Origin of the sequence: Gemmata sp. SH-PL17 (genome assembly GCF_001610855.1) — a bacterium.
Classification (GTDB): Bacteria; Planctomycetota; Planctomycetia; order Gemmatales; family Gemmataceae; genus Gemmata; species Gemmata massiliana.
The window spans coordinates 7033029-7055634 of record NZ_CP011271.1 but is presented as its reverse complement, the minus strand read 5'-3'; the positions used below and the strand labels follow the sequence as shown (position 1 = coordinate 7055634).

At 63.9% G+C, this 22606-nt stretch carries 18 protein-coding genes; 8 read left to right on the top strand and 10 right to left on the bottom strand.

Translation table 11 applies throughout. The annotated features are described in order from the left end of the window. Positions 1-20: 20 nt before the first annotated feature. From VT84_RS38995 to VT84_RS29150, 3 genes are all read left to right on the top strand, one after another. Positions 21-194, top strand: coding sequence for a hypothetical protein (locus VT84_RS38995; protein WP_157469946.1), 174 nt, complete (start codon positions 21-23; stop codon positions 192-194). A gap of 2 nt (positions 195-196) precedes the next feature. Then, a complete protein-coding gene (locus VT84_RS29155; RefSeq protein ID WP_157469944.1) occupies positions 197-730 on the top strand; it encodes a hypothetical protein in 534 nt (177 codons plus the stop codon). 154 nt (positions 731-884) lie between these two features. Continuing rightward, entirely contained in the window at positions 885-1703 is an 819-nt protein-coding gene (locus tag VT84_RS29150; RefSeq protein ID WP_052556481.1) for an RNA polymerase sigma factor RpoD/SigA, read from the top strand. 10 nt (positions 1704-1713) lie between these two features. Here VT84_RS29150 and VT84_RS29145 read toward each other — a convergent pair whose 3' ends face one another. The 3 genes from VT84_RS29145 to VT84_RS29135 all read right to left on the bottom strand — a co-directional run bounded on the left by VT84_RS29145 (position 1714) and on the right by VT84_RS29135 (position 6982). Further along, positions 1714-2703 carry a transposase gene (locus VT84_RS29145; RefSeq protein WP_082840381.1) on the bottom strand — a complete coding sequence of 330 codons (990 nt, stop codon included), beginning with the start codon at positions 2701-2703 and terminating at the stop codon, positions 1714-1716. A gap of 147 nt (positions 2704-2850) precedes the next feature. After that, a complete protein-coding gene (locus VT84_RS29140) occupies positions 2851-5520 on the bottom strand; it encodes a PAS domain-containing sensor histidine kinase (RefSeq protein WP_082841970.1) in 2670 nt (889 codons plus the stop codon). 199 nt (positions 5521-5719) lie between these two features. Beyond that, complete coding sequence (locus VT84_RS29135) at positions 5720-6982, bottom strand: PQQ-binding-like beta-propeller repeat protein (RefSeq protein ID WP_082841969.1); 1263 nt, start codon at positions 6980-6982, stop codon at positions 5720-5722. A gap of 451 nt (positions 6983-7433) precedes the next feature. Here VT84_RS29135 and VT84_RS29130 point away from each other — a divergent pair, with 451 nt between their 5' ends. Beyond that, a complete protein-coding gene (locus VT84_RS29130; RefSeq protein ID WP_082841968.1) occupies positions 7434-8060 on the top strand; it encodes a thioredoxin family protein in 627 nt (208 codons plus the stop codon). An 80-nt stretch (positions 8061-8140) separates the two neighbouring features. Here VT84_RS29130 and VT84_RS38990 read toward each other — a convergent pair whose 3' ends face one another. The 5 genes from VT84_RS38990 to VT84_RS29110 form a co-directional block, all read right to left on the bottom strand. Then, complete coding sequence (locus VT84_RS38990; protein WP_204249661.1) at positions 8141-8575, bottom strand: hypothetical protein; 435 nt, start codon at positions 8573-8575, stop codon at positions 8141-8143. Between the two features lie 270 nt (positions 8576-8845). Further along, entirely contained in the window at positions 8846-11458 is a 2613-nt protein-coding gene (locus tag VT84_RS29125; protein WP_157469940.1) for a S41 family peptidase, read from the bottom strand. 504 nt (positions 11459-11962) lie between these two features. Next, positions 11963-13099 (bottom strand): pyridoxal phosphate-dependent aminotransferase, encoded by a 1137-nt coding sequence (locus VT84_RS29120; RefSeq protein WP_082841966.1) that lies wholly within the window; start codon positions 13097-13099, stop codon positions 11963-11965. Positions 13100-13467: 368 nt separating this feature from the next. Beyond that, positions 13468-14700 (bottom strand): DUF3754 domain-containing protein, encoded by a 1233-nt coding sequence (locus tag VT84_RS29115; RefSeq protein WP_082841965.1) that lies wholly within the window; start codon positions 14698-14700, stop codon positions 13468-13470. Between the two features lie 240 nt (positions 14701-14940). After that, positions 14941-16464 carry an MFS transporter gene (locus tag VT84_RS29110; protein ID WP_239465496.1) on the bottom strand — a complete coding sequence of 508 codons (1524 nt, stop codon included), beginning with the start codon at positions 16462-16464 and terminating at the stop codon, positions 14941-14943. 239 nt (positions 16465-16703) lie between these two features. On the opposite strand from VT84_RS29110, the gene VT84_RS29105 reads away from it, so the two are divergent. Beyond that, a complete protein-coding gene (locus VT84_RS29105; RefSeq protein WP_082841963.1) occupies positions 16704-17360 on the top strand; it encodes a DUF1080 domain-containing protein in 657 nt (218 codons plus the stop codon). Between the two features lie 183 nt (positions 17361-17543). Here the strand turns inward: VT84_RS29105 and csrA are convergent, their stop codons facing one another. Both csrA and VT84_RS29095 read right to left on the bottom strand, forming a co-directional pair. Next, positions 17544-17756, bottom strand: coding sequence for a carbon storage regulator CsrA (gene csrA / locus VT84_RS29100; protein WP_052556462.1), 213 nt, complete (start codon positions 17754-17756; stop codon positions 17544-17546). Between the two features lie 473 nt (positions 17757-18229). Further along, positions 18230-19270 (bottom strand): hypothetical protein, encoded by a 1041-nt coding sequence (locus VT84_RS29095; protein WP_082841962.1) that lies wholly within the window; start codon positions 19268-19270, stop codon positions 18230-18232. Positions 19271-19562: 292 nt separating this feature from the next. On the opposite strand from VT84_RS29095, the gene VT84_RS29090 reads away from it, so the two are divergent. The 3 genes from VT84_RS29090 (at position 19563) to VT84_RS29080 (ending at position 22520) form a co-directional block, all read left to right on the top strand. After that, positions 19563-20321 carry a hypothetical protein gene (locus VT84_RS29090; protein ID WP_157469938.1) on the top strand — a complete coding sequence of 253 codons (759 nt, stop codon included), beginning with the start codon at positions 19563-19565 and terminating at the stop codon, positions 20319-20321. Between the two features lie 290 nt (positions 20322-20611). Beyond that, a complete protein-coding gene (locus VT84_RS29085) occupies positions 20612-21529 on the top strand; it encodes a DUF1559 domain-containing protein (protein ID WP_162271881.1) in 918 nt (305 codons plus the stop codon). Between the two features lie 7 nt (positions 21530-21536). Then, positions 21537-22520: a WD40 repeat domain-containing protein gene (locus VT84_RS29080; RefSeq protein ID WP_082841959.1), complete on the top strand. Its 984-nt coding sequence runs from the start codon at positions 21537-21539 to the stop codon at positions 22518-22520. The last annotated feature ends 86 nt before the right edge of the window (positions 22521-22606 follow it).

The following is a 22606-nucleotide window of genomic DNA, read 5'->3' as shown; positions in this document are numbered from 1 at the left end:
TTCGGTATGACGCCCAAAAGGTGCGCAACACGGAATCGGGCGAACTGGTTCAGCTCGCGCACGGGGCCGCGGAGCTGACCGGGACCGACTTCGAGTACCGGAAGCGCCGCTACCAGCGGATCGATGCCGAGTCCCTCTTCAAAGATGTGGCCGCGGAAAGCGCCCTGATCCTTCGAGTGCGTTCACGCGCTTGATCGTGAGGTATTCCGCGTTCATACGCGATGGCGGTCAGCTCGGTACCGTGGGCGCTGACGAACTCGAGCGCTGGTACCGGTTCCACCTCGGGTGCGGGAACTGCATGCGGCGCTCGCACCCTCAGCGCTACGTCAGGAAGCGATGGAACCCTGGCCGATCGGCGCCCGATCCCAGAGGGCGGATCGCCAGTTCGTGCCGGGCGCACGAAACGTTGTGGCTACAGCTCCGCGGTGCCCACGAGTTGGTGCTCCCGCCTCTCACCAACATGACCGCGGGTGCCCCGCTTGGTCCGTTCCTCCTCGCCGAACCGCTGATGGACAACCTGTCCGAGTTCACGAGTTCGCTCGACGGCGGGTGGGTTCAGCGGCTCATGAGTCAAAAGGGTGAAGTGATCGACAAAGCGGCCCGCGTTCTGATCAAGAGCCTGGGCGGGTTACTCGTGCTCCAGGAGCGCCTCACCGAGCAGTGGAACGCGGAACGGGCGCTGGCTCGGCCTCCGGAACAGGAGCCGGGCGCGCCGGCCCCACGCGCTTAGAGCGCGGCGGACGGTTCCGGCAAATGGAAATCGGTTGTGTCGAATATTCCGATTTGACCGGAGCAATTTCCTGTCGCAAGTTAACGAGTCCCTCGGGTTCCGGCCCGGCCTGAGCGCGCTGTTAATTCGATCACCGACTTATCAGAGAGCTACCGTGAGAACTGAAAATAACGCCCGTACCGCGTTCTCCACGTACCTCAGCGAGATCGATCACACGCCACTGCTTTCCGCTCCCGAAGAGCGCGAACTCGGGGCGCGCGTGCTGAACGGGGACGTCCAGGCCCGCGACCGCATGGTGCGCGCGAACCTGCGCCTCGTGGTCAACATCGCGCGCGGGTACACGGGCAAAGGGCTGGCGCTCGATGACCTTGTGTCCGAGGGGAACATGGGGTTGCTGCGGGCGGTCGAGGGGTTCGAGCCGTCGATGAACACGCGGTTCAGCACCTACGCGAGCTACTGGATCAAGCAGAGTATCAAGCGCGCGATCGTGAACACCGCGAAGACGATCCGCATCCCGGCGTACATGGCGGAACTGCTCACCAAGTGGCGCCGGGCCACTAACCAGCTCAGCGACGAACTCGGGCGCCCGCCGACCCACGACGAGATCGCCAAGTTCCTGGGGCTGTCGAAGAAGAAGTTGGCGATCATCAAGAAGGCGATCCGGGTCGCGAACGCGGGGTCGCAAGCCGATCAGGGCGACGCCGGGTGGAGCATCGAGGAAATGCTCATGGACGGCCGGTCCGATACGCCCGAGTCCGAAATGGGTAAGTCGGACGATTTGAAACAAGTGCTCCACCTGTTGGACAAGATGGACCCGCGCGAGGCGACGGTTCTGCGCATGCGGTTCGGGCTGAACGACGAGGAGCCGAGAACCCTGAAGGAAATCGGTGAGTGCCTCGGGCTGACCCGCGAGCGCGTGCGCCAGATCGAGAACGAAGCGCTTTCCAAGTTGAGCGACGGGATGACTGTGTAAGCGGTAGGAGTTACGCAGTTGGCAGTCGGTAGACCGGTTGCGCGAGGAATTGGCGCACGGCCTCTCGGATGATGGCGAGTTTGGCGGCGAACCAGGTAACCCCGGTGTTGAACCGATGCCACTCCAACCGGACGAACGCGCGGAGAGCGAACCCGATGTGGTTCCGTTGCGCGCGCCCCATCCGGGTCTGGCACCGGTCCACCGCGGTGTGCTGTTTCAGGCCCCGGTGGAACTCCTCGATCCCCCACGCCCGCTCCGCGAACATCAACCGCGCCCCCTCGTCCATCGACAGGTCGTTGGTGATCCAGTGCTCCGTGCCACCGTCTGTGGTGGCGATCCGGAACGCTTTCACCCGACCGAACCCCTCCAAGTGCACCACCGTGCCGCTCGCCGCGATGTCGCATTCCTCGATGGGTCGGTTGCCCGTGCGGTCCGGGTTCACCTTGCGGTTGCACCGCACCTGGGTCACGAACGTCCACCCCAACGCGCGCACCGCTTTCAGGTTGTCCTTGCCCGAATACCAGCAATCGAAGCACACGCACCGGGGCGCGAGCCCGCGCCCGGCGGCCACCCGGAGCATGTCCCGGAACTGATCGTTCTTGGTGCCGTCCCCGGCCGCTTTATCAACGAGGCGGTAGTCGCACGGCCACAGGGCATCACCGTCGGTCCACAGGGCGGTGACCAAGTTGATGCCCGGAACCACGCGCTTGTGGCGCCCGGACCAGAACCGGCCCACCAGTCCCATGTGCCGGGCGAATGGTTTGTCCAGAACGGTGTCGTCGAACACCAGCACCCCGTCGGTGGGAAGCAACGGGCGCACTTCGTCCCACAGGGCCTCGGGTTCCGGTTCGAGGCGGTTCAGGAGCCGGGTAAAGGCATCGTGAGCCGGAGCATCGGGGCGAGCCGGTTGGCACCGCCCCATCTCGGTTGCCGTGCCCTCACCCGGTGTGGCGACCAGGAACGCGATATAATCCTCGGCGGTGGCGCGGGGTGGGTTCATGGGGTACCAACTTACCTGCACAAGCCACCGAACGTCACCCCCAAACGGCCAACTGCGTAACTCCTAAGCGGGACACAAGTACGCGATACTGCGGCCCGCGCTCGGTTCCTGGACCTATTGTCCGGGAGCCGAGCGCGGGCCGCGGCGTTATACGACCGTCAACATTTCCTGAACGACCGCGGCGAGCTGGCTGGGAATGTACGGCTTGTTGAGGCGCCGGGTGCCGGGCGGCTCGTCCTCGGGGAGCAGGCCGCCCCCGTGGTAGCCGCTGGCGAACAGCACCTTGACCTCCGGGTTGATGCGCCGGATCGCCTCAAACACTTGCCGCCCGGACAGCTTCGGCATGCTCGCGTCGAGGACCGCGAGCTTCACCCGTCCGTTCGCCTGTTGGAACGTGTTGACGGCTTCGGCGCCGTCGCCGGCCAAGAGGACGTTGTACCCGGACATCTCCAGCGCTACTCGTGCCAGGTCGCGGACCCCGGCCTCGTCGTCGGCAACCAGAACGGTTTCGCCGCCCCCACGGGGGAAGTCGGTGCGGACCTCGCTTCGGAACCCGGTGCGCTCGTCGGACGCGATCCCGCGCGGCAGGTAGACGTCGAACCGGCTCCCGGCGCCGGGCGCGGAAGTCACCTCCACCAATCCGCCGTGGGCCGTCGCCACCCCGTACACGACTGCCAGACCCAGGCCGGTCCCCTGGCCCACGCCCTTTGTGGTGAAGAACGGGTCGAAGATCTTCGCCCGCACCTCTTCGGTCATCCCCGAGCCCGTGTCCGAGACGCTCAGGCGCACGAACCGCCCCGCGCCCGCGTCACTCGGCGGGTCCGCGTCGGCGGTTTCCAGCGTGAGCGTCCCCCCGTCGGGCATCGCGTCGCGCGCGTTCAGGCACAGGTTCATGACCACCTGTTGGACCTGCACCGGGTCGGCCGCGACGGGGCGCAGGTCCGGGTCCGGAGCGAACCGAACCGTGATCCGCGGGTCGATGCTGCGGCGGAACAGCTCCAGTGACTCGCGCACGAGCGCGTTCAGGTCCACGACCGCGGTCCGGAGCGGTTGCCGGCGGGCGAACCCGAGCATCTGTTTGGTTAGCTCCGCGGCTTGCTTGGCCGCGCGCTCGGTCGCGAGAAGCAGCTCGGCCGCGTCGGGGCCGGTTGCTGCGCCGCACCGTACCAGTTCGAGGTTCCCCAGCACGACGGTGAGCAGGTTGTTGAAGTCGTGAGCGATACCGCCCGCGAGCCGCCCCACCGCTTCCATCTTCTGCGACTGGCGCAGGGCGTCTTCGAGGCGCTCCTGGTCGGTCACGTCGCGCCCGACCACGATCAGTCCGACGGTGGCGCCGTCCTCGTCCCCCCGGAGCGGGGCGATGACGGTATCGAGCAGTGCCTTGCGCCCGGTCGGGTAGGTCACCCATTCCTTGCAGCGCTCGGTGCGCCCGGTCGCGGTCACCAGTTCCTCGGCGGCGCGCATGCGCACCGCCCACTCGTCCGTGAAGACCTCGTCGCACCGGCGCCCGACGAGGGCCGCGGTCGGCTGCCCGGCGAACTCCTCGAACGCGGGATTCCCGCCGAGGAACCGCCCCTCGCGGTCCTTGTAGCACACCACGTCCGGTACGGACGCGAACAGCCCCTCGAGGAGCGCGTGCTGCTCCGCCAGCTCGCGCGTGGTCGCGTCGCGCTCGGTCACGTCGCGGTAATTCACCACCACCGCCTGAACGCTCGGGTCGTCGAGCCGGTTCACCGCGTTCATCTCGATCGCGCGCGCGCCGCCGTCGGCCGCGATCGCGCGGTACGTGCCCGGGACGTCTTCCCCCGGGTGCCCCAAACTGTACGCGAAGCGCTTGCGCGCGCCCGCGGCGTCGTCCGGGTGGACGAACGCGAACATGTTCAGCCCGGTGACCGCTTCGGGGGGGAACCCCAGAATGAGTTTCACGGCTGAGGTCGCGTACTTGATCGTCCCGCGGTCGTCGAGCAGCAGGATCCCGTCGCGGCTCTTTTCTACCAGCGCGCGGAACCGCTCCTCGCTCTGGCGCACGGCGTCTTCCGCGGCCCGCTGCTCGGTCACGTCGGTCACGCACCCGTCGAGGCGCGTCGGGCGCCCGGTCGCGTCGCGCACCACCTGCAACCGGTCACGCACCCAACGTGCCCCCCCCTCGGCGGTCTGCACGCGGTAGACTTGTTCGCAATCGTCGCCCCAGGTGAGCAACCGGTGCAGCGTCTGTCGGTACGCCTCGCGCTCGCCCGGGTGAACGACGTCGGCCCACTTAAAGGGGTGATCGAAGAACTCGGGCGGGCGCCCGGCGATCCGGGCCAGGAGCGGCGAAACGTATCGGAACAGCCAACCGGAGAACACGTCCGGTCCGGGCGCGCGTTCGGCGCTCCAGAGGGCGGCCGGGGAGCTGCTCAGAACGGTGCGCAGTTCGGACTCGACGCGCCGCGCCTGGGCCAGGGCCGACCGGCGCTCGCGGTCGTCCCGCGCGATGATGAGGCCCAATGGCCGCGGCGGGAGGTGCAACCGCGAGACGGTCAGGCTCACCGGGAGCCACGGGCCGCTCTTCGTGCGGAGCAGGAACCCGTCCTGGCCGTGGAACACGACCGTTTTGGTGAACGCACCTTTGAGACGTTGGGTGCCGCCGACCGCTTCAAATCGGAACAGGTGGGTGGCGGAGAGTTGCAGCACTTCGGCCCGCGAGAACCCCGTGAGCCGGAGCGCGACCGGGTTCACCTCGAGCAACCGGTCCGTGTCCGGGTCGAGCAGAAACAGGGCGTCCCCGATTTCGGAGAGCAGCGCCTGCGCGAGTTCTGCCTGGTCATACGCGGTCATGCGCGCCGGGGCGGTGTGGGGAGGGTCGCGCCCGCGGGCGAGGGGAGCCGCGGGCCGCGAGATATGGCGTCCGAAGCAATATAGCTTACGCTAATTGCCCGGCTACACATCGGTACGGGAAACGTCACGGAAACGTGCAAGGCTCTCCGATATAAACCGACGATCGTTCGTTCACCTGAGAACGGAACTTGGCCCGTACTCAATTCGTACCTAGACAATAGAGCTTCTCCTCGCGCCGGCCCTTATCTTTAGTCGCGACCCGCATGAAAACGCGCCCGCCGCTCACGGCGGGGGTGGCGAACACCTCGTCGCCCAGCCGGTTCTCGGCCAGGATCTCAAACTCTGTGGGCGTTGCTTTGAAGACGAACGTGCGCCCGATCTCATTCACCGCGAGGACGTGTTCACCGACCATAACCGGCGACGCGCTGAACGTACCACCGAGGCGCCCCTTCCAGACTTCGGCCCCGGTGTCACTTCGTAGGCAAATGGCGTTCCCTTCATCCATCACAGCATAAAGGTGCCCGGCGTGAAAGAGCATTGACGGCACATATACGCGAGATTTGTTCTCCCAGGCGACACCGGAGCCGTCGATCTTAACTGCGGCAACGTGGTTTTTGGGGTACCCGCCGCTCGTGAAAACGTGCTTGCCGTCGGTCACGGTGGACGTCACACATTCGGTCGTTGCTCCTTTAATCTCCCAGTTTTCTTTCCCCGTGAGCGGGTCGAGGCTCGTAACGAGGTCGCAACCCGTGAGAACGAGTTGGTCCTTTCCGTCTACTTTCACAATGATCGGCGAGGCGTAGTTCGGCGCTTTGGGGCGCTTCCGGCTCCACACGACCTTGCCGGTTTCGCGATCGAGGCCGGCGAGTAGCCCGCTCTCCTTATTATCTGCGGTCACGAGCAGCAACGGACCGAATACGGTCGGGGACGAGCCGAAGCCCTGGTGCAGGGCGTAGTCCGTTACTTTCGTCTGCCACACCTTCTTGCCATTCAGATCGAAGGCAGTCGCGTAAACCGCTCCTCCGTTCAGGAAGTTGATGTGCACCCGTTCGCCATCGCACGCAGGGCTCGATGAGGCGTGCGAGCTTTTGGCGTTTCCACCCTTCACAAAGTTCCCTTTGTGGACCTCAGTCTGCCAAATTTGTCGACCCGTTTTGCGGTCCAAGCAGAGTAACAGTTGCGTCTCGGCGTCTTGATCGGCCGTAGCGAGGAACACGCGGTCTGCCACAACAATGGGCGAACCGTGCCCGCGGCCTGGTATCGGCGATTCCCAAACCACGTTCTTGTCCTTCGACCATTCCAGCGGCACTTTCTGCCCCGGCGCCGCGATCCCGTCGCGGGTGAACCCGCGCCACCACGGCCAATCCGTCGCTGCGACCGCGATCTTGCTCGACTCCGCTACTGACAGTTGGGCCGCGAGTGCTGAGGCGGGGAGTGACGTAAGAAACGCGCGGCGGTGCATGTCGATGTTCCGAGTGGGTGGGATGAGATGCGTGGTTACTTAGTGGAGAAGGACGAAGCGTAAGTATCGGACCGGAGCGTTGCGTCCTGCTTGGACCCCGGCCCGACCTTGGTGGGCGGAACTGAGACTACGGGAGTCGAATGACGAACGCAAGACACCGAGCCGCTGAATCAATGACGGATTTTGGCTCTTAAAGGTAGGGTGAAATCCCCCGTAGTATCCGGAGTTCGCTCATAATTTCCAAAATGGTCAAATCGCCTATTTTTCCCAGTCGAAAATGCGGTAAATGTCCAGTCTTGTTTCACTCTGAAGATTAATTATTCCGAATATTCCTTTTTTGTGGGTAGATTAGGTTCCCGATGGCGGCAGTTTCGTCTATAAACGGCACTTCACCGCGGCGCGTATGGCGCGGTGTCGCCCATCATGTGGTACACCAGGAGGTACGAGAAGGATGACCACTACGATTCTGGCTGTAATCGCCCTATCCGGTTCGCTGGTCCCCGCGGCTAAGCCCGAGTTCCAGGCCCAAACCGATTACAGCCAGGCTCTGCGGCAGGCTGCCGCCGAAGGGAAGCCGATGGCGGTGCTGATCGGGAACGGCAATGCGTTCGCCAAAGTGATGGGCGACGCGGCTCTCCCCGAAGCGACCGCGAAGCTTCTCCGCGATAAATTCGTCTGCGTGACCGTGGACGTGAACACTGTGGCCGGCAAAGAATTGGCCGGTCAGTTCCAGCTCACCGACGGGCTGGTCATCAGCAGCGCCGGTGGGACGCACCAGGCGCTGCGGCAGTCGGGCTCGATCAGCACGAGCGACCTGACGAAGCACACCGCGACCTTCGCGAACGCGACCGGCACTCCGGCCATGACCGTGACGGTCGGCGCGCCGTACACGGTTTACCCGACCGGCTATTCCCCGGTGTACCGCGGGACCGTCATCCAGGGCGGGTGCTCGGGCGGGAGCTGCGGGACGGTTATTCAAGGCTGCTCCGGTGGGAGCTGCGGGACGATCATTCAGGGTGGGTACTCGTTCCCGTCGATCGGCAGCTGCCCGAACGGGCGCTGCCCGACCCCGCGCTAATCATTGACGTGATGTGAAAAAGACACGGCCGGTGGTCTCCGACCACCGGCCGTGTCGTAGGGTCACCCTCCCGGGTGATCTCACTTGTTCGAGCCGTTCTTTACTGGCGTGCCGGGCGTCGTTGGAAACGGCAGTACCACGTTGTTGTTGGTTTCTCCCGGAGCCGGAAGTGGGATAGCCGGCGCGGGAATGAGGCCATTTTCCGCAGGCATGGGCAGTATGTCCGTGCGCGGACCGCCGGGCACGACCGAGGGGAACGCCCCTCCGGGAACCACGTTGGCTGGCGTTCCAGGGGGGCAGGGGACCGGTTGACCGGTTGCCATGTCGAAGCACCCGCTGTTACGGCCAACCGTTTGTCCCGGTGCCGCGGACCGCGAGTGCGATGTGAACCACCCCGGGCGCCAGTCGCTGCAATTCGACCGACAGCCCGTTTGAGCCGCAACGAGGACCGCAGCAGCGGCGATCAGAACCGACCGGCGGAGCATCGTAGAACCCTTTCGCGTGGTTGCAGCCACCTGCCGCCCGTCTCCTCCATCCCCCAACTTCACTAATTTTGCTCTGAGCCCTAATTTCCGCAACAGTTCGCGCGCAACAAATGCGCAGCGCGCAAGAACCGCGCCGGGCGTATGCCGTGCAATTTGTTCGGACGAACTAATCGACACAATAAGTGCAACAAGAAGAGTTCAGCCACTTTAACTGACGTGGAAACGGTTTCTGGCATCGCGGGTGGAAACGAAAACACCTCCGGGTGCTTCCCCGGAGGCGTTGGTTTGCGGTGGAACCGCTTACTTCTTGTCCTTGATTAGCCCTCGCAGGTGCTCCAGAGCCTTGGACAGTTGCTTGTCCTTCGCGGGATCAACGACCGGGGGCTTCTTACCCGCAGGCGGGATGATTTCGAGGTCGCGACTGTACTCGAACCAGTCGGTGAGTTCCTCGCGGGTCATCTTGATCTCGAAGCCGGCGTCGGGCTTCACGCCCCACTCGTCCTTCGTCTTCAGTTCCGTGGATTGCTCCATCGCGACCTTGTCGATGTTCCGGCCGCTCGGCGGGTAGTAGCGGGCCACGGTGTACTTGATGCGTCCGTCGGTCGGGTCGTAAGGCTCGACGTGCTGGACACTGCCTTTGCCGTAAGTTCTTTCGCCGATGATAGTTGCGCGACTGTGATCCTGGAGACACGCGGCGAGGATCTCGCTGGCGCTCGCGCTGTTGCCGTTGATGAGCACCGCGATCGGGAAGCTCTTATCGCCGGCCGCGCGACCGGAGTAGGTGAAGGTCGCGCCCGCACCGCCGCGCTCCTTCGTGGTCACGATCGCTTCGCGCCCCACGAACAGTTCGCAGATGTCGATAACGCCCTTCAGCGACCCGCCGGGGTTGTTGCGCACGTCGATGACCAGGCCGTTCAGCCCGGATCGCTTCATGCTCGCGAGCGCCCGCTTGATGTCGGCCGTCGTGCCCATGTCGTCCGAGATGGAGATGAACTGGCTCAGGTGCAGGTAGCCGATCTTGCTCTTCTCGTCGATGTAGTACGACCAGTCGTTCTTCTCGTCGCGCTTCACGCCGTGAACGGTTTCCACCATCACGTAGTTACGGGTGAGGCGGAACACCTTCGGTTCCTTTTCGCCCTCGCGCTGGATCACGAGCGCGACCGGGGTGTCCGGCTTGCCGGTGATGAGGTTCACCGCGTCGTCGGTCTTCAGCCCCTTGGTGCTGTGGACCTTCTTGGCGTCGTCCGGCAGCGCCTTGCCCTGCTTGTCCACTTCCAGGCGGATTTCGGTGATGAGGTCGCCGGCCTGGATGCCCGCACGGAACGCCGGGCTGCCCTTGATCGGCGTCACGACGAGCAAGCCGTCGCGGACTGCTTCGCGGCGGATGATGATGCCCACGCCGGGGAACCGGCCGAACAGTTGGCCCTGCGTGCGGAGCCATTCTTCCTTGGTGAAGTAACCGGCGTAGGGGTCGTGGAGCGAGCCGATGAGCGCGCGGATGGTCACGTCGGCAGCCTTTTCGCCGTCGAGGTCTTCGCGCTTGCCGAGCCGGAGGCGGGCCTCTGCGAGCAGTTCCCGGCCGCGCTCGTCGCTGATCTCCTGGGGGGCCTTGATCGCGGCCGCGATGTCGGCGGGGATCGCTTCATCGGCCTCGGTGAACACGCCGCGGATCGCCAGGGCGGTCAGTTCGCCGCGCGACAGCGGCTTGATGTACTCGGCCGACAGTTTGGAGATCGCCGGGGCCACCTTCTTGGCGTATTCGGTCGCGTCCTCGGTTTGCAGCTTCAGCCCTTCGAGCAGTTTCTTGCGGGCCGCTTCGAGGTCGGCCACGGTGCCGCCGTCCGCGAGCTTCTGGTACGCTTTGCGGAGTTCCTGCGACCACTTCAGTTTCGGCATCTGGAACAGGAGGTTGACCGCTTCTTTCGAGAGGTCCGGCGTGAGCTTGTTGTCCTTGGTGAGCGTCTCAACGGTTTCGATCCGCTTCTTGACGGACGCGGTCTCGGCCGGGTTGCGGGTCAGCCAGAACTTGCTCGCGCCGCGACCAACGAAGACCGGTTCGAGTTCCTTTTCCTTGTCGGTCTTGCCCGTCGCGCGGGCGGCGGCGGGGATCTCTTTTTCCAGGTACTTGAGCAGTTCGCGCGTGGTGACGATCCCGTCCGACTCGTAGCCCTCGTTGTACGGGGCCTGGTCCGCCTTCCCGCCGAGGCCGGCGGAGAGCACCGAGTAGAACAGCCCGTGGTCGCCCTGCGTGAGCGCGTCCTGGAACGGCGGGTTGCCGAGGATCATCACGCGGTTGGGCGGGAGCATGTTGTCGTCTTTTTCGTCGCCGAAGACGAGCTTCATGATCTCGCCCCAACTCGGCTCGACGATCTTCTCGGTCCCGGCGTCGATCCCGCCCCGGTACTGGATGTCCATCATCAGGAGCAGGTTCTGGTTCTTCAGCTTCTTGAACGCCGGTTCCAGGTCGGTGATCTGGAGGGCGGTTTTGGCCCGCTCCTTCACCGTGCTGTCCGAGGTGAAGATGCACGGCTTGTCGCCGGCAGAGGTGCCGCGCCCGAAGAACGCGAGAACCACCGTGTCTTCCGGCCCGGTGGAACCCACTGCCGTTTCAACGGCCTTCACGACCGCTTCGCGGGTGGCGTCTTTCGAGAGGAGCAGTTTGGCGCGGTCGGCCGAGACGCCGAGGTACTTCTTGTCGGTGAGCATCGCGTGGAGGGCCTTGGCGTCCGCGTCGGCCGTCGGGCGCGGGCTGATGGCCTTGTCCTTGAACTCCCCGACGCCGACGATGACGACGTAGGGGCCTTGCGCCTTGGCTGCGCCCTCGCGCCCCTCGGCGGCCGAAGCCCGGGGCTGCGGGCCGACCGCCAGCGCTACCGCGGCGATCGCGCCCAGAATCCACACGCGCGCGTTCATCAAGATATCCTCTCCTGTGGGTCCGGCACGGCCGGTCACTATTCGGGCCATTGTCACCATTGAGCGGAACCCGTCAATCGCATTTACGCAGCGGTTACGCCGCGGCAATGAGCCTAGTCAATGATCCGGAATACAAGCGATTTCCGATGTTCGTACTGCTGAAACGGTGATTGTGGCGTGGCACTTCGGAGCAACTTTCGGGCCGCCTTAGTTGATGCGGCACGCGGGTCTGCAGCCGAAGATTCAGACGACGGTTGAACTTGTTTTGGAATACCCCGCGGCTAACATTTGCTAACGTTTTGGGCCTGGCCCGTAGTTGGTCGATCGTCGTAAGTGTAGATTTTGTAGGTGATTGCGAAAATTGAGGATTGTTAACAAAGGTACTCGGTATTAGTTCGGGTTTGCTCTGCTCCTGGGAGCGCGGGCATCTTGCCCGCTCTCGGTTGCCACAACCAAGAGAGCGGGCAAGATGCCCGCGCTCCCAGGGGATAGAGATACGACGCTTCACTTCTTCTTTGCCAACGTGCGAAGGATCTCGATGCCGCGGGTGAGCGTTTCATCGGTAGCGGCGTATGATACGCGGAAGTGCGTGTCGCGCTCGCTGAATACGCTGCCCGGGATAATGAGCAGGTTGTGTTTGACGGCTTCCGTGACGAACTCGGTCGCGGTTCCCCACGGTGCCTTCGGGTACAGGTAGAACGCCCCGCCCGGCACCACGAACTCGAACGCCCCCTTCAGCCCCTCGACCAGCAGATCGCGCTTGCGCTTGTAGTCCGCAACGATCCCGGACACGTCAAAATCAAGTGCGGCAATGCCGCCCCATTGTACGATGCTCGGAGCGCAAACGAATGTACATTGTTGCAGTTTCGCCATTTCCTGAATCAATCGCTTCGGGCCGTGTGCCCAACCCAGGCGCCAGCCGGTGATGCCGTAGGTCTTCCCAAAACCCTCGATCACGAGCACGTTCGGGTCGTAAGTCGCGGGCGATTGGGGGGCGCCGTCGTAGTGAAAACCGCGGTAAATCTCGTCACTGATGAGGAGGATACCGCGGTCGCGTGCGAGTTCGGCGAGTGCTTTTTGAGTGGCCGCATTGAGAACCGCGCCGGTGGGGTTCGACGGCGACGAAAGCACAATGGCTTTCGTCCGCGGGGTGATCGCGGCGGCTACTTTGTCAACATCGAGCCGGAAATCCGGGTAAGTGTCCACCGTGACGAGTTTCCCGCCCGCGAGCGCGACCACGTTCGGGTACGCGACGAAGTACGGGTCCGCGGTGATGACCTCGTCGCCGGGGTTCACAACCGCGAGCAGCGCGAGCACCAGTCCGCCGCTGGTCCCGCTCGTGACCAGGACGTCGCGCTCGCCGCCCGGCGGCACTTGTGCGGGTGCGGGGAAGCGGGCCTGCGCGTCCGCGAGTAGCCGCGAGCACAGTTCCGGGATGCCCTGCGTGACGGTGTACCCGTTCCGGTTCCCGTCGATGGCCGCCTTCGCCGCGTTCTTGATGGCTTCGGGCACGTCGAAGTGCGGTTGCCCGATACTGAGGTTAACCGGGTCTTTCAGCGACCGGGACAGCTCGAACACCTTCCGCACGCCGGACACTTCGACCGCTCGCGTGCGGTCCGCTAGCAACGATTCGGGAAACACGGCGACTCCTGGCGAACGGCCGGTGTGAGCCGGCTGGTGAGAACGATTTGAGGTGCGTGCCGGTTACGTGCCGGCGCTGTTTCTAGTTTATGAACCACTCTCGCCGCCCGGCGCTCCGTTGAAGTCAGTACACCCGGGGTTGAAGCTATTCCCGGTGACCCCATTTGGGGTCACAAAGACATTGGCGCTCGTTGAGGCGCAAACACCATGCGTTGTTTTTGGACCCCGAATGGGGTCACCGGGAATAGCTTCAACCCCGGGTGTGTGAACTCCGGGCCGGCTCACCTGTTTGCTATTACGTCGCGACTGCCAACAATCATCAGGCCGGTACAAGCGTGTGAACTCCGGGCCGGCTCACCTGTTCGCCATCACTCACCCGGCAGGAGGTGGGGAGGGCCGTTGCGGGCGTAGCCGTCCCAGATCGCGTTGAGCTTCGCTTGGGCCTCGTGGATGGGGACCGCGCGGTAGCGGTGGTTGTGCTTTCGGACCAAGCCGCCGCGGATCAGCTTCGTGAGCGCGTCGATGATCTCGAAGTTCACGTGGGCGGGGAGTCGGTTCTTCAGATCCTGCTCGATGTAGAAATCGAGTTGCTCGGTGGTCCAACCCTCATCGCCGCCGTACCGCCACAGGTAGAAGTACGCGAGCAGCGCCTCACGGATCTCCTGTTCTTCGGCTTCGTCGAGCAGCCGGAACATCACGCCGCTGTTGTTGTCGAGGTTTTGGTAGTACAGGCTCTGAGTGAGCTGGTGCGTGTACGTCTGGCGCGACGACTGGAAGCTGTACCACGTCTTGTACCCGTAACCGCCAATAAGTGCGATCGGGGTCCAGAGAGCGAAAAGGGTACTCGTCGCGAACCCGCCCAGGAGCGATAAGAGCGGGAACGTGCTCAACTTCCAGACGACGTAAGCGGCCGAACTGGTGAGCGAGCCGCCGAGCTTCAGCCGGTCGAGCTTCAGCATCCGGATGCGCCCGCCGGGGAGTAGCATCTCGATGTCGATCTGCGGCATGTCCTTAAACAGCTTCAGGAAGACGCTTTTGGTGTCCGCGTCGTCGCCGAGGCGCTTGTGTGCGCGCTGTTTGAAGATGACCGCGACGCGCGCGAACGTGGGGAGTTCGATCGCGTACTTGCGCCAGAACCGGACCAGCCCGCGCTTGGTGCGCTTGCCGTAACCCCTACCGCGGTAGAACACTTCGACCTTCTCGAAGGCGTCCCAGGTCACGTCCATGTCCACGCCCCAGGCGCTCGCGCCACGGGTGATCTGCTCCATTTCGTCGCGCGTGACCCGGCGATAGTTGGCGCGCCCCATCAGGTGGATGAAGGTGTCGAACAGCCGGTCGAGCGCCGCGGCGCGCTTCTCGCCGGTCGGCGGGTCGAGCGGCTTCGGGTCGGCGTCCGGGTCGAACGCGGCGTAGGCGTCTTTGAGTTGGCGGATCTCGGTTTGGTAGATGGTGTGAACGTGGGACGCGACCGTGCTCGCGAACCGGCGGAACGCGGCCTGTTCTTCGGCGGTAAGCACCTGATTGTGCAGCGGTCCCGATTCCGCGCACAGGAAGCCGATCAGGTCGGCCACGCGGACCGGGATGTAGTGCTCACGGAGCATGGAGCTGTGGAAGGAAAAAGGAGAAAGGTAAAAGGAAAACGGGGAAGGAATTGCAAGAAGTATACCAGCCGCCGGCCCCGTTCTCCCATTCGTCCGCGGAGCGGTCGCGTTTCTACCGAATTTCTGTTTTCTTTGTCCTTTTAGTAACGAGCAGAACGCACAAACGAAAACACAGGGCAGAAGCCCTGTGTTACGAACGTTGCCCCAGACAAGGGGCGACGACCAAAATCGTCGGTGCCCTTACGCGGCCGGCGGCGCGGGCGGAGTTTCTTCCTTCGGTGTGGGAAGCATGAAGGACAAGAGCAGCGCGATCGCGTACACGGCCGAGCCGATGATCGCGGCGGCCTTCGCGACCTTCGCCGGGTTCCCCTCACCGCTGAGCATCGGCGCCAGTAGTTCCGTGTTCAGGGTCGCGGCCATCGTACCAAGCATGCGGCCCCCCACGTTCGTTGCGAACCCGCTACCGGTGCCGCGCAGGTGAACCGGGAACACTTTGGGCAGGTACTCGCTCACGTAGCTGAACTGTGCGATCGTGACGAGCCCGCAGAGGAAAATCGCCGCCGCGAAAACCGTGTAATCGCCCTGGTAGAGCACGAGGTAGGCGACCGGGAACAGCACCACTCCGGGCAGCAGGAAAATGCGTATCAGCACGCGACTCGCGACGTACAGGAGCAGAATGGCGAACAGGATGCGCCCGGTCAAGCCGCCGAGTTCCTGCCACCGCTGGATGTTCCCGCGCGTCGCGTTGATCTCGTCGGTGATCGGCTTCTGAGCGGCGCGAAGCTCTTTTTGGGCCGCAGTTTTCTGTTCGGTCGCGGCTGCCTTGTCGCTTTCGGTTTCGGCTTTACCAAGCTTTTCGTCGGCTGCTTTGACCTTCCCGGTCGCCGCCTTCACTGCGGGGCCGTGTTCTTTCTTAATCGGGTCGAGAACTGGCAGGCCCGGTGTCATTTGGAGCGGGGTGAGCTGTAGCGCGCCGAACGCGGCCGCGTACCCGCAGGCCGAGAGCAGGGTCGTCACGATGGTGGTTTTGCGAAGTCCCGGCGAGAACAGTTCCCCGAAGCTCGGCCGCTTCAGCGTACCTGCCAGTTTCCGCTCTTTCCACACACGACTCTCGGGAACGAACGGCATCAGGAGCAGAATCAGCGCGCCGGGAATCAGCCCCGTCAGGAGCGTGTACCGCCACGCGGCCGGCGGAACCGGCAACCACGACACCCCCTCGGGGTGCAATCGCATGAACGCGGCGATCTCGTTGAATACTTCCGTGACGAAGATGCCGCCGAGCGAGGCGCACGCGAGCGTCCACCCGATTACCATCTCTCGTTGGCGCTTGTCGGTGAACAGTTCCGCTAACCAAGTGACCGCCGCGACCAGTTCCACGCACACGCCGATGAACGTGGTGCAGCGGAACAGAATCAGTTGCCACAGCTCGGTGCTGTACGCGGCAGCGACCGGTGAGAGCGAGTACGCGAGGATGCTCCCGACCATCACCGTTTTGCGCCCGAGGCGGTCGATGAGCATGCCGCCGAGCAGCCCGAACACGCCACCGGCCAGCGCCGCGATCCACAGCATCCGGCCCGACCACAGGCGCACCGCGTCGCTGTCCGGCGCCACCTTTAGCAGTTCGGAAAGTGCCTGTGCCCCGATCACCGGGAACATGAGCAGTTCGTAGGTGTCGAAGAGGAAGCCGATGGCAGCGACGGTGACCACGAGCCAGCGAGTAACGGCAGACAGACCGGCGATGGCGCCGGGAGGGGGGGACGACACGAGCAGCCTCCGAGGAATCGGGTATGTCGGGTGTGTCGGGACTCGGGCACCAGTAAGAGGGCGGGCGGGTAATAATGGTTCTGCGGGAGTCGACCGGTGTCCGACATACCCGACATACCCGCCGCACCCGATCGCGGCCAGCCCCTTGCGTTCCGGCGCGCGCGACGTAACCATGTCACCGTCCCGCCTCCAGTTACCCACCGGGACTTCTGGTCCTTACACTCTCACGGAGTTCAGTCATGCGCCGTCCCCGCCTCTTCCGCGCCGCGCCGCTCGCGGTCGTCGCGCTCGTCCTCGCGCCGCAATTCGTTCGCGCCGATGATACCGAAGACTTCCTCAAGCCGGAGAACTGGGAGGGCCGCACCGATCTCTGGAAAGTCGACCCGAAGGCCAAGACCGTTGTCGGCGAAACCACCGAAGACCCGAAGTACAACACGTTCTTTTGCTCGAAGAAGAAGTACAGCGACTTCGAGCTCTCGTGCAAGGTCCAGCTCCGCGACGGCGTCGGCAACAGCGGCGTGCAGATCCGCAGCGAACTGTTCGACGCCAAGATGTTCAAAGTGAAGGGGCCGCAAGTGGACGTGGGCAAGGGCTACTGGGGCAGCCTTTACGGGGAAGGCGTCGGCGGGATGATGAAGGCGTCCAGCCCGGACACGATCAAGAAGGCCGTGAAGGAAAGCGAGTTCAACGACTATCTCATCGTCGCGAAGGGCACCAAGATCACGATCAAGATCAACGGCGAGACGATGGTTGACCAGGACTTCGCCAAGCTCCCGGGGAAGGACGCAAAGGACGCCCCCAAGGACGGCATCATCGCGTTCCAGGTCCACTCCGGCTATCCGAAGATGCGCGTCGAGTTCAAGGACATCAAGTTCACGGACTTGTCGAAGAAGTGAGTAACGTGCGGTGAACAAGATGGGCCGAGGCACTCAGCGGCTTCGGTCCTCGTCTTTTACTCAGTTAATTGCAGTTCGCGATGTGCTTGCGATCTCGTTGCGAGACTGTGTTGAGGGGTCACAAACGAGTAAGTGAACCGTCCCGGAGCCGGGCGGGTGCGTGGCGGGTGACAGTCGTGCGCTTCAGGCCGTGGGTTCGGTGTCGTCCGTTTTCGTTGCGACTACCGGAGCCTTTGAGCCGTGAATCGCCTCGAACACCTCTTGGCGGTGAACGGGCACGTCCTTCGGGGCTTCGATGCCGAGGCGCACCTTATCCCCGCGGATCTCGACCACCGTAATAACGATGTCGTTGTTGATCACAATCGACTCGTTTTTTTTCCTGGACAGCACGAGCATTGGTGTCTATCTTTCCGTGAGTAATTCCAGGGTTGGTGCATCAAACACCACACCCAAATGCTCTGTTCCTCCGAGAGCGAACCCACACCTCCGCGACCGAACAGCGGTTGTGGCGAACCGGTTTCGGCGTCCCGTCCCGATCCACATCACGGGAAGGGTGCGGACCTGTTTAGGATTACACCTCTTTGTGAGTGTAAACCTTCAGGCGCGCGCTCATCTAACTTCCACTGTAAAAGCGGGTAAGTTGCGCCGTCAAGGAGCAATGTGTCCAAGAACGACGGATTTTTTCATATTTCCGTTGACGGCGCGGTCCGGATGTGGATCAAGAGAAGAATACTAGAATATTGATCGGGCGCGTGAACTAACCATATTTGCTTGTGATTGCAGTGAAAACAGATCGCACACTACTATTTTCTGATTCATAGGGAATTCGCCCGCCGCATTGACAAACGTGCGGGCTACTTTCCGCAAGATCATTTTTGAGGGAGTCCGCCGGCCGGGACGACTCCGTTGGGGGGCGTCACCGGGAGCTGCCGGTAGTACGTCGCGACGAACCGCACGGTCGGGTGAACGTCGCCGTCGGTGACCCGGGCGATCCAGGCGGGGCAGGGGATCTTTCGCAGCGCCGCGACCTCGGCCATCACCCGCGCGGCACCGGCTCGCACGGCCGGCTCGGGGTCGCGGCTCAGGCGCTCCAACCACGGCTCCGGGTCGGCGACGTCGTTGTCGTACCGCAGATCGAGGAGCAGCTTCAGCCGTTCGTTCGGGTCGGTGTGAGTGAGGCGCCGGCCGAGCGCGATGTCCACTTCGGAGCGTTCGCGGCCCACGAGCGCATCGTAACACACCTTACGCACGCCGGCGTCCGGGTCGTGGAGCCACCGGAACAGTTCCTCGTCACCGAGCACCTGATCCCCATCGGAATTGGCCGCGACCGCGAACAGGCTCGCGCCGCGAAGTTCCGGTTCCTTCGCCGACAGAAACGGAACGACTTCGGTCCGCAGCCCGATCTCGGGGTGGATCGCGAGGCGCACTGCGGCGAGTCGCGACTCCAGGTCCGGGAGCTTCAGCCCTTCAGCAACGACCCCTCGGCAGCGATCTGCGTGCGCGCTACCGGTGCGCTTCAGGACGACGGGCACGAGCGTTAGTATCGCGCGCTTCCCGGCCTCGTTCGCACTCGGGAATGCCTCAAGGACCGAGCCGCTGATGTTGATCGCCCGAGCGTCTTCGTCCGGGAGCGAGTTCAGGTGCTTGTCGAGTGCGGCCGTGGCCGCTGCGCGCGGAGCCTCGTCACCCGACTTCACGAAATCGATGAGTTGATCGAATCCCGGCGTGCCGTAGCCCACGAGTTGGTCGGCGAGTCGCGTGCGTTCTTCGTCGGTGGTCGCGCCGGCGAGCTGCCGGGCGGTGAGTTTTGCGCGAATGACGGAAGCGTTGAACCCGGCCCAGATGCCGCCGACCACCACGACCAGCGCCAGCCCCCCGCCCGCGCGCACCATCCACTGCTTGCGTGTCATTTGCCGGTCCTCCTGACCTTCGCTGAACTTCCGCCGCACTTCTCATCGTGGCCCGGTCACTCGGAACCGGGGTGACAAAGCGAAGAACGGCCGCGCCGGTAAGCTGCGCTCGCGGTGGGAGGGTACCCCGTTTACTCGCGCCGCGGCAAGGGCAACCGGACTGGGTAACCAGAATTGTTCATGATCGCGGTCGCGCCGGTTCGATCCTTTATGACGTATCGCGCGGTCCTCCCTTTGGTGGTTCGGCCCCCAACCGACCCGTGCCGCGCGCCTATCACGGACGAGGTGCCCAATGACCGGACCTGCGAAGGTACTGGGCGTGCTGTTGGGTGGTACGGTAGCGGGAGTGGTGCAGGCCGCGCCCCCCGCGTCTACGTCTGACGATCCCGGGGCTCCAACCCCCGCAATGCCGGCCGCGATGCCGGCGGCCCTTCCGAACACCGCCGGCGCGGTCCGCGTGAACCTCGCCGATGTCGTCCATGCGGACTACCGCGACGCCGTCATGAAGGTGGTGCAGAAGCCGACCGTGTCCACTCGCGCGAGTGCCCCGGACGTTATCTGCACGGTTTCGATGTACGAGTGGCTATTCGACCACCCGGACCGCGTCGCAGCGGCGTGGCACCGGATGAAGGTGCCGGCCGTGCCCATTTCCGACGCCGGGAACGGGCTATTCGCCTGGACCGACGAGCACGGTAGCGAGGTCGTGTGGCGCACGGTCGGCACGTTCCAGGACGGCCGTGTGTGGTACGCCACGGGTAAAGTGAAGCCCGGCGCTGCCGCCCCAGCCGTTCCGGTGAAGGCAGTTGCGATCCTCACGCACCCGCGGAAAGCGACAAAGGACGGTGTCGCGTCGTTCAGCACCAGCGTGCAGGTCTTCCTCGTCAGCGACAGTAAGGCCGCGACTCTGGCGCTGCGGCTAATCGGACCGGCCGCTCCCCGCGTGGCGGAGCAGGGTGCGGAGCAGTTCCTGGAATTCTTCAACGGCATCGCGGACTACGTGCAGAAGAACCCGACGAAGGCCGACGCGCTGCTCGCCCCCGCGAAAAAGTAACTGCAATTTCAACACGGGTAGGGCCACAGGGCTCCCGCCCTGTGCTACGGAAGCCGGCCGCTCCGGGGCGAAAAGCAACAACCAATAACCGCATTGGCCTTCACCACGTTCTCGATGTGGTGAAGGCCAATGTCTTTCACGCCGCGGAGCGGCCGGCTTCCGTAGCACAGGGCGGGAGCCCTGTGTCTTCGTTGAGTGCAGGAATAAAATTGGCGAAAGTAGTTTTACTTTGAACTACTCTGTCTGTATCTTCGTATTGAGGGTTATTGATTGCTCGCGGAGGTCATACGGTGTCGAAGTATCATCCGAAGTCGCCGCGCGGGTTCACGCTGATTGAACTGCTGGTCGTGATTGCCATCATCGCGATCCTCATCGGGTTGCTTTTGCCGGCCGTGCAGAAGGTGCGCGAAGCCGCGGCCCGGATGAAGTGTCAGAACAACTTGAAGCAAATCGGCCTCGCGATGCACAGCTACCATTCGCGGATGGAGCGGTTCCCGGCGGGGTTCAGCTCTGGTGCCGCTTCGACCAACGGTGACGGTACCGGGCCGGGCTGGGGGTGGGCCGCGGTATTGCTCCCCGATCTGGAGCAAGACAACCTCGCTCGCACTATCAACTACGCCCTGGACATCCGCGATTCTGCCAACGCTTCGGCGCGCGTGCGGCAGATCCCGGTGTTCCTGTGCCCGTCGGACAACCCGACTTCGCCGACGTTCAACGCGGTGGACGAGAGCGGCACCGTGCTGACGACAGTCGCGTTTGCCAATTACGTCGGTGTGGGCGGCACGTTCGAGGTAACGGGGTACCCGGACACGGCTAACGGTGTGCTGTACCGCAACAGCAAGGTTCGTGCGGGCGACATCACCGACGGTCTGAGCAACACGCTCATGGTCGGTGAGCGCGGGAGCAAGCGGTCGCCGCAAACGACGTGGGTGGGAGCGGTGACCGGGTGCGCGAACCCTCCGGTGAACCCGGCTTACGAGTTCGAGGGGCCGCCGACGCTGTGCCTGACGAACACGGGAGAAGCGGTCGACGGGCGCGTCCCGAACAACGCGCTCGATCACGTCGAAGATTCCAACAGCAACCACACGCAGGGCGTGAACTTTCTTCTGTGCGACGGGTCCGTGCGGGTCATCCAGAACACTGTCAACCCGGTGACCTGGGAGCGGCTCGGAACCCGTGCGGGCGGGGAAGTGATCGGGGATTATTGAGCCATCTATGACCACAGATACTGCCACGTCTTCGCGCCGCGGATGGGTTCGCGGCGCGGCTTTTCTCCTGCCCGTTATTCTCGTCAGTGCGGGAGTGTGGCTGCTGTGGCCACGCGGTCAGGAGCGCGTCAGCTTGAGTGCCGGCGGGAGCGTTCGCGTGGTCGCGGTGTCACCTGATGGGGCACTGATCGCCGCGGCGGGTGAAGACAAAGTGATCCGCGTGTGGGATGCGGGTGCGACCACCACGAAATTCACGCTCGAAGGCCACACGGGTAAGGTGTTCGGCCTCGCCTTTTCCCCCGACTCTAAAACACTGAGTTCCTGCGGCGACGACCGGACCGTGCGTCTGTGGGACGCGGCGACGGGAGCGCCTGGCGCGGTCATCAACGCTTCGGACGCGACTGTTGAATGTGTCGCGTTCGCTCCGGATGGCAAAACGCTGGCTTCAGCGGGTGGCGATCACATCGTTCGGCTGTGGACCGTGCCGGACGGGAAGCCGATTCGCACTCTGAAAGGCCACACGCGACGGATTCACGCGCTCGCGTTCGCGGACAGCAAGACGCTGGCCTCCGCAGGTGAAGATGGCGGCGTGCGATTGTGGAACTGGTTGGCCGGCGCACTAATCGGTCCGTTGCCAGTTGAGAAGCACCGCGTTTACGCTTTGGCCGTTTCTGCGGACGGTAAAACACTCGCGGCGGCTGCCACGGGCGGCACGCGGTGGTGGACACTGGCCGACAAATCCGAGCGCCCGAAACTGGGCAGCGCTGGTGGCACGCGGGCGGTCGCGTTCGATTGCGACGGTAAGTTCCTGGCAACCGGTCACGAAGATGGCACCGTGAAGTTGTGGACCGCGGCCGACGGTGCGGAAGTGAAGACGCTGACCGGTCACCGCGGCGCCGTGTTCGGCGTGGGGTTCACCCCGGACGGCAAGACGCTCGTCTCCGCGGGCAGCGATGGCACCGTGAAGCTGTGGGACGTGCCGGTGAAGTGACGTCACCAACTGAAATCATGTGCGTGCTGATTCCAGTCAAGGGCGCGGATCTGTTCGCGCACACCGGGATCAATTGGGAATGCGTA

What these genes read in the sequence shown, in the direction of transcription:
- VT84_RS29145 (WP_082840381.1), bottom strand. Translation starts at nt 2,703, where the DNA reads ATGAACCCACCCCGCGCCACCGCCGAGGATTATATCGCGTTCCTGGTC.
- VT84_RS29140 (WP_082841970.1), bottom strand. Translation starts at nt 5,520, where the DNA reads ATGACCGCGTATGACCAGGCAGAACTCGCGCAGGCGCTGCTCTCCGAA.
- VT84_RS29135 (WP_082841969.1), bottom strand. Translation starts at nt 6,982, where the DNA reads ATGCACCGCCGCGCGTTTCTTACGTCACTCCCCGCCTCAGCACTCGCG.
- VT84_RS29130 (WP_082841968.1), top strand. Translation starts at nt 7,434, where the DNA reads ATGACCACTACGATTCTGGCTGTAATCGCCCTATCCGGTTCGCTGGTC.
- VT84_RS29125 (WP_157469940.1), bottom strand. Translation starts at nt 11,458, where the DNA reads ATGAACGCGCGCGTGTGGATTCTGGGCGCGATCGCCGCGGTAGCGCTG.
- VT84_RS29115 (WP_082841965.1), bottom strand. Translation starts at nt 14,700, where the DNA reads ATGCTCCGTGAGCACTACATCCCGGTCCGCGTGGCCGACCTGATCGGC.
- VT84_RS29105 (WP_082841963.1), top strand. Translation starts at nt 16,704, where the DNA reads ATGCGCCGTCCCCGCCTCTTCCGCGCCGCGCCGCTCGCGGTCGTCGCG.
- csrA (WP_052556462.1), bottom strand. Translation starts at nt 17,756, where the DNA reads ATGCTCGTGCTGTCCAGGAAAAAAAACGAGTCGATTGTGATCAACAAC.
- VT84_RS29095 (WP_082841962.1), bottom strand. Translation starts at nt 19,270, where the DNA reads ATGACACGCAAGCAGTGGATGGTGCGCGCGGGCGGGGGGCTGGCGCTG.
- VT84_RS29090 (WP_157469938.1), top strand. Translation starts at nt 19,563, where the DNA reads ATGACCGGACCTGCGAAGGTACTGGGCGTGCTGTTGGGTGGTACGGTA.
- VT84_RS29080 (WP_082841959.1), top strand. Translation starts at nt 21,537, where the DNA reads ATGACCACAGATACTGCCACGTCTTCGCGCCGCGGATGGGTTCGCGGC.